This is a genomic window from Nocardioides sp. (assembly GCF_047607185.1).
Classification (GTDB): Bacteria; Actinomycetota; Actinomycetes; order Propionibacteriales; family Nocardioidaceae; genus Nocardioides.
Map to the genome: position 1 here is coordinate 1 of NZ_JASGDQ010000026.1, position 5,996 is coordinate 5,996.

The following is a 5,996-nucleotide window of genomic DNA, read 5'->3' on the forward strand; positions in this document are numbered from 1 at the left end:
GAGTCGGCAGAAGTGCAGGTGGTTGTGCACAGGGGTCTGTGGACGATTCCCGCACTTCTGCCGACTCGGCACCCTGGGGAGCAGCACTTCTGCCGACTCGGCACCCTGGGGACCAGCACTTCTGCCGACTCGCGCTTGGGGGAGGGCAGAGGGAGGGAGGGAGGGCTATATGTTTCCCGTGACCTGGCGCTGACATCGGCGCCGACCGGCTGAAACACCCGGTTCCTAGCGTGCGGAGCAGTTTCTCTCCCACCCAAGGAGCCCTCATGACCAACGACCTCCCCGACATCGTCGAGGCAGCCGGCTATCCACCCGGCCGCGGCGTGCCGAAGCGCGACTACGACCCCCGGCTGACCAACGAGGACCTGGCTCCGCTCAAGGAGCAGACCTGGTCGTCGTACAACATCTTCGCCTTCTGGATGTCCGACGTGCACTCCGTCGGCGGCTACGTCACCATGGGCACGCTGTTCGCCATCGGGCTCAACGCCTGGCAGGTCTTCGTCTGCCTGATCGTCGGCATCTGCATCGTGCAGTTCTTCTGCAACCTGGTCGCCAAGCCGAGCCAGCAGGCCGGCGTCCCCTACCCGGTGACCAGTCGCGTCTCCTTCGGCGTCCTGGGCGCCAACATCCCCGCCATCATCCGCGGCCTGATCGCGGTCGCCTGGTACGGCGTGCAGACCTTCCTCGCCGCCGAGTCGCTCAACATCGTCTTCCTCAAGCTGTGGCCCGGCCTGGCCGACTGGGCCGACGTCGACCTCCATGGCTTCCTCGGCCTGTCGGTGCTCGGCTACGTCAGCTACGCGATCCTCTGGGTGCTGCAGGCGCTGCTGTTCTGGCGCGGCATGGACATGATCCGCAAGTTCATCGACTTCGCCGGCCCGGCCGTCTACGTCGTCATGATGGTGCTCTGCCTCTACATGCTGTTCAAGGTCGACTTCGACATCGACCTGAACCTCTCCGACCACGCGCTCAGCGGCATGTCGCTGGTGTGGGGCCTGTGCGCCGCGGTGGCCTCGGTGGTCGCCTACTTCTCCGGCCCGATGCTGAACTTCGGCGACTTCTCCCGCTACGCCAAGGACTTCAGCTCCATCAAGCAGGGCAACTTCCTCGGCCTGCCGCTGAACTTCATCCTGTTCTCGCTGCTCACCGTGCTCACCGCGGCGGCGACGGTGCCGCTCTACGGCGAACTGATCACCGACCCGATCGTGACCGTGCAGAAGATCGACAACACCTTCGCGATCATCCTTGGCGGCGCCACCTTCGTCATCGCCACCATCGGGATCAACATCGTGGCCAACTTCATCAGCCCGGCCTTCGACTTCTCCAACGTCAGCCCGCAGAAGATCTCCTGGCGGATGGGCGGCATGATCGCCGCCTTCGGCTCGGTGCTGCTGACCCCCTGGAACTGGTACAACAACGACGACGCCATCTTCTGGACGCTCGGCATCCTCGGTGCTCTGATCGGCCCGCTGTTCGGGATCCTGATCGCCGACTTCTACCTGATCCGGCAGCAGAAGATCGTCGTGGACGACCTGTTCACCCTGGAGGAGGACGGCGAGTACTGGTACGACAAGGGCTACAACCCCGCGGCGGTGAAGGCGGTGATCGTCTCCGGCGTGATCTCGCTGGGCTCCGTCGTGGTTCCGAAGGTCTTCGACATCGTGAGCTGGCTGCCGACCTACAGTTGGTTCGTCGGCTGCGCCGCCGGGCTGGTCGCCTACTACTTCTTCGCCGTCGCGGCGAACGTGGCGGGCAGCGGCTCGCGCCGGGCTGCGGCGGTGGCCGAGGCGGCATGAGGATCCTGGTCGTCAACCCGAACACCACGGCGTCGATGACCGCACTGATCGAGAGTTGCGCCCGGGCCGCCGTCGGCCCGGGCGTAACCCTCGATGCGGTCAACCCCGCCCACGGCCCGGTGTCGATCGAGAGCCACTACGACGAGGCCGTCGCGACGCCGTACCTGCTCTCGGTGATCGGTGCCGCGCGAGGGTACGACGGCTTCGTGATCGCCTGCTTCGGGGATCCCGGTCTGCTGGCGGCGCGTGAGCTGGTCGACGCCCCGGTGGTCGGGATCGCCGAGGCGGCGATGCACACCGCGACCTATCTGGGCCGGTCGTTCTCCGTGGTCACCACGCTGTCGCGGGTGATCGGCCACACCTGGGACATCGCACACGCCTACGGGGTCGCCTCGCGGTGCGCGGGGGTGCACGCCTGTGAGATCCCGGTGGTCGAGCTGGAGACCGATCCCGCGGCGCGCGCCACCATCACCGAGGCGTGCCGGCAGGCGCTGGAGCAGGACGGCTCGGACGTCATCGTGCTCGGCTGCGCCGGTATGGCCGACCTGTGCGCCAAGATCTCCGCCGAGCTCGGCGTACCGGTGGTGGACGGCGTCGCGGCGGCGGCCGCCGAGGTCGAGAAGCTGGTCAGGCTCGGCCTGACCACCTCCAAGCGCCTGGAGTTCGCGCCACCGCCGCCGAAGAGTCTCTGATGGCCCCTCGAGGGGTCCCTGATGGCCCCTCGAGAAGTCGCCGATCACCCCTCGCGAGGGGGGCAACGGGAGACCCCTCGCGGGGCCATCAGAGACGTCTCGCCGGGCCATTAGGGACCCCTCGGCGGGCCATCAGGGACCTCTCGACCCCCCCCGGGGCCGGCTAGGAGCCCAGCGGCGAGTCGGTGGTGAAGCCGGGCAGGATCTCGAAGGCGCCGGAGGCGGTGGCGGTGACATAGTCCATCAGGTCGTCGGCCTCGTCGAGCCGCTGCTGGGTGCGGACGAAGGTGTCGAGGTCGGCCTGGTGGCAGATGAAGACCAGGCCCTGGTCGCCCGGCCCGTTGTCGTAGGGGTAGCCGCGGCGCAGCATCAGCTTGCTGCCGGTGAACGACGGGTGCGCGGCGCGGGCGTGGGAGCGGGCCGGGACCAGATAGTTGCCGTCGGCGGACTTGGCGTCGAGGTCGATCTCGCTCATCGTGTCGCCGCCGGAGAGCGGCGCCCCGTCGGCCCGACGCCGCCCGATCACGGCGTCCTGCCGCTCCGGCGTCTCGGCGAGGAACCGGTCGAGGTCGAGCCGCAGCCGCCGGATGACACAGACCGTCGAGCCGTCGCTGCGCCAGACATTCTCGGCCAGCTCGTCCTCGCCGCGCGGCACGATGATGCCGTCGAGATGGCCGAGCGGGTTGCGGGAGATGCCGTCGGCCCGGATGCCGCGCTGGCCGCGCTGCTGCCACCTGAGCGTGGCGCCGGTCAGCTGGCCGACCAGGTCGCGGGTGACCGGCTCGAGGACGCTCGCGTCGGTGGCGGCGACGAGCAGCAGCAGGTCACCGTCGCGGATCAGGTCGTCGGGGTCGGAGGCGAATCCCGGCAGCGCGGTGCCGGTGCCGACGGTGACGGTGAGGTCGCCGGCCCCGTCGGGGAGTACGTCGCCGGCCTGGCCCGACGTAAGCGTCACGACGCGCTCGCCGAGGGCAGCGAGGTCGGGCTGCTCGGTCAGGTCCACGACGGTGACCAGACAGTGCGGCTGGGCGATCACCGGCCGGTCGACACCGGCCTGGGTAGTGCCGGTCGCGACCACAGGCTCACCGTTGACCGGCAAGGTGGCGACGCTCGGCTCGTCGTGGGCTGTCGTCGCGATCGCGGCACCGACACCGGCGCCGATCGCGGCGGCAGCGCCGCCGCCGAACAACGAGCGCCTACTGACTCGCATGGCGTCCCGACCCCGACGAAGTGGGCATCCGGGCCCGGCATCGGCTCACGACCTCACCCCGCGCTGCGCAAGCTCGCTCACGAGAGCGGCTCCAGGGTGACCCCCTCGGCCGTGGCCAGGTCGATGTCGGTCCAGTCACCGTCGAGCCGGAGCTGGACCCGGTGCATGAGGCCGGTCTCGTCCAGCCACAGCCGCAGGTTGGCGTCCTCGGCGCTGACCTGCTCGGTCGTCGAGTCGCCCGGCGGGGCGGCGTACACGGTGAGGTCGGTGCCGTTGAGGCTCTCCGTACCTATCCAGTAGGCACCGGTCTGTCGCAGCAGCAGCGGATTCTCGGGACGGTCGTCGGAGAGGTCGAGGAGGACGGTGAGCGTGGAGTCGAGCACCGAGGCGGAGGCGTCCATGCCGCGGCTCTGCCAGCCGTCGGTCGGCTCCGGCAGCGGCGCCGTGGTGGCGTCGGCGGGCGCCTCGGCGTTGGCAAGGGTGGTGCCGTCCCACCGCAGCAGCTGGCTCGGGAAGCCGTCGCCGGTCGCCAGCGCGTAGCCGAGGTGGTCGGGGAAGTCGACCCAGCCGTCGAGGGTGACCTGCTGCCCGTTGATCGCCAGCGTGGTGGTGAAGGAGCGGGTGCCGGCGTCGAAGTTGCGGAACCGCGCGGTGGCCAGCACCTGCGCCTCGGCGTCGGTCACCGGCCGCGGCCCGTCCTGCGTCTCGGCGTCGGAGGACGACCCGCCACAGCCGGCCAGGAGCAGCGCCACCAGCACCACCACCAGCAGCGCCACGACGTCATGCGGACGGAGCAACCGTCTGCTCCGTCCGCATGACGTCCCGGGCCGGCTCATCGGGTTCCCGTCAGGTCGGCGAGCAGATCGAGAGCGGGTACGACGTCGGAGACGGCCGGCATCTCGACGGCGTCGGGAAGCGGGTCGGGCACCTCGTCGGAGACCGACATGCTGGGCTGGTCCTTCGGGGCGGCCACCTGCAGGAAGCTCATGCCCGGCGGAGCGGCCGCGAGCTCGCTCAGCCGGGTGGCGTCGACGGCCGGCAGGTCGCCGTCCCCGCAGCCGGTCAGCAGCGGCGCGAGCCCGGCCGGCAGGGTGTCGACCTCGCTGTCGAAGCACACCCGGGTGGCCGGCGTACGGGCGGCGGAGATGTTGGCGACGGCGACCCCGTTGCCGGTGAGCGAGTTGCCGGTGAAGGTGTCGTCGGTCGTGGGGAGGTCCTCGGTGTTGGCGATGGTGACCCCCGCTCGTGGGTTGCCGGTGACCAGGTTGGCGGTGAACTCGTTGCCGATGCCGCCGGCGATGCCGATGCCGATGCCGAACCCGCCGTCGGCCTGCGCCGGCGAGCTCGCCTCGCTGTTGTCGGCGACGACATTGCCGAAGACGGTGTTGCCGGCCTGCGGCCGGAACGCCTCCTGGTAGTTGGACAGGAAGGTCATGCCGACCCGGTTGCCGCTGAACCGGTTGCCGGCGACCACCAGCGGGGTCGAGGCGTTGGCGTTCTCGAAGCCGACCGCGTTGCGCTCGGCGACATTGCCCTGCACCAGCACGTCGCACTCCTTGCACTGGCCGACGTAGATGCCGCTGTCGGCCGAGCCCGAGGCGTAGGAGTCGACGATCGCGCCGTGCTGGGTGTTGAAGGCGTAGAGCCCGTAGAGGCCGTTGTCGTAGGCGGTCACGTGGTCGATCCGGAACCGCTGCAGCGGCGGGAACTTGGCGGGGTCGAACTCGGTGTAGGAGCTGCCGTTATTGGCCTGCGGCCCGTTGTCGTCGTGCAGCCCGGTGACCAGCACGCCGTAGAAGGTGTGGTTGCGGACGGTGAGGTTCTCGACCCGTACGCCGTCGGCGATCCCGACCACGCCGTAGGGCCGCACCCCCTCGCCGTCGATGACCACCCCGTTGCGGTCGGTGCCGCGCAGGGTGACGTCCTTGGTGGTGATCGTGACCGACTCGTCGTACGTGCCGGGGTCCACCAGGACGAGGCCGCCCTCGTGGACCTTGTCGACCGCGGCCGAGATGGTCGCCGCGTCCTCAGGGACCCGAACGACCATCGCCGCCGACGTCGACTCCGTCTTGCTACCGCACCCCGTAAGGGAGACGGCAGCCAGCAGCGCGACCGCCGCCCCCGCCCTGACTCGCATGGTTGCAGAGTCTAGGGCGGGGGAGGCTGGTCTCACTTGGCGTGGACGGGGACCAGGGTCACCACGAAGTTCTTCTGGTAGTGGAACCGACCGTTGGCATACACGGTCTTGTCCGAACAAGTCACCACCACCAGCTTGTGCTTGCCCTTGACATCGAAGTA

At 69.5% G+C, this 5,996-nt stretch carries 5 protein-coding genes; 2 read left to right on the forward strand and 3 right to left on the reverse strand.

What is annotated here, in order from left to right:
• The first annotated feature begins 266 nt into the window (after positions 1-266).
• A complete protein-coding gene (locus tag QM595_RS02395) occupies positions 267-1,796 on the forward strand; it encodes an NCS1 family nucleobase:cation symporter-1 (RefSeq protein ID WP_415169924.1) in 1,530 nt (509 codons plus the stop codon).
• Complete coding sequence (locus QM595_RS02400) at positions 1,793-2,488, forward strand: aspartate/glutamate racemase family protein (RefSeq protein ID WP_415169925.1); 696 nt, start codon at positions 1,793-1,795, stop codon at positions 2,486-2,488. The genes QM595_RS02395 and QM595_RS02400 overlap by 4 nt, the downstream gene beginning before the upstream one ends.
• 163 nt (positions 2,489-2,651) lie before the next feature.
• Here the strand turns inward: QM595_RS02400 and QM595_RS02405 are convergent, their stop codons facing one another.
• The 3 genes from QM595_RS02405 to QM595_RS02415 form a co-directional block, all read right to left on the reverse strand.
• Positions 2,652-3,698, reverse strand: a complete 1,047-nt coding sequence (locus QM595_RS02405) for a Dyp-type peroxidase (RefSeq protein ID WP_415169926.1) — start codon at positions 3,696-3,698, stop codon at positions 2,652-2,654.
• A gap of 77 nt (positions 3,699-3,775) precedes the next feature.
• Positions 3,776-4,495 (reverse strand): hypothetical protein, encoded by a 720-nt coding sequence (locus QM595_RS02410; RefSeq protein ID WP_415169927.1) that lies wholly within the window; start codon positions 4,493-4,495, stop codon positions 3,776-3,778.
• A gap of 35 nt (positions 4,496-4,530) precedes the next feature.
• Positions 4,531-5,835 carry a nitrous oxide reductase family maturation protein NosD gene (locus tag QM595_RS02415; protein WP_415169928.1) on the reverse strand — a complete coding sequence of 435 codons (1,305 nt, stop codon included), beginning with the start codon at positions 5,833-5,835 and terminating at the stop codon, positions 4,531-4,533.
• Positions 5,836-5,996: the final 161 nt, after the last annotated feature.

Excerpts from the sequence above, each read along its gene's own strand:
- QM595_RS02395 (WP_415169924.1), top strand. The coding sequence starts at position 267 with ATGACCAACGACCTCCCCGACATCGTCGAGGCAGCCGGCTATCCACCC.
- QM595_RS02400 (WP_415169925.1), top strand. The coding sequence starts at position 1,793 with ATGAGGATCCTGGTCGTCAACCCGAACACCACGGCGTCGATGACCGCA.
- QM595_RS02405 (WP_415169926.1), bottom strand. The coding sequence starts at position 3,698 with ATGCGAGTCAGTAGGCGCTCGTTGTTCGGCGGCGGCGCTGCCGCCGCG.
- QM595_RS02415 (WP_415169928.1), bottom strand. The coding sequence starts at position 5,835 with ATGCGAGTCAGGGCGGGGGCGGCGGTCGCGCTGCTGGCTGCCGTCTCC.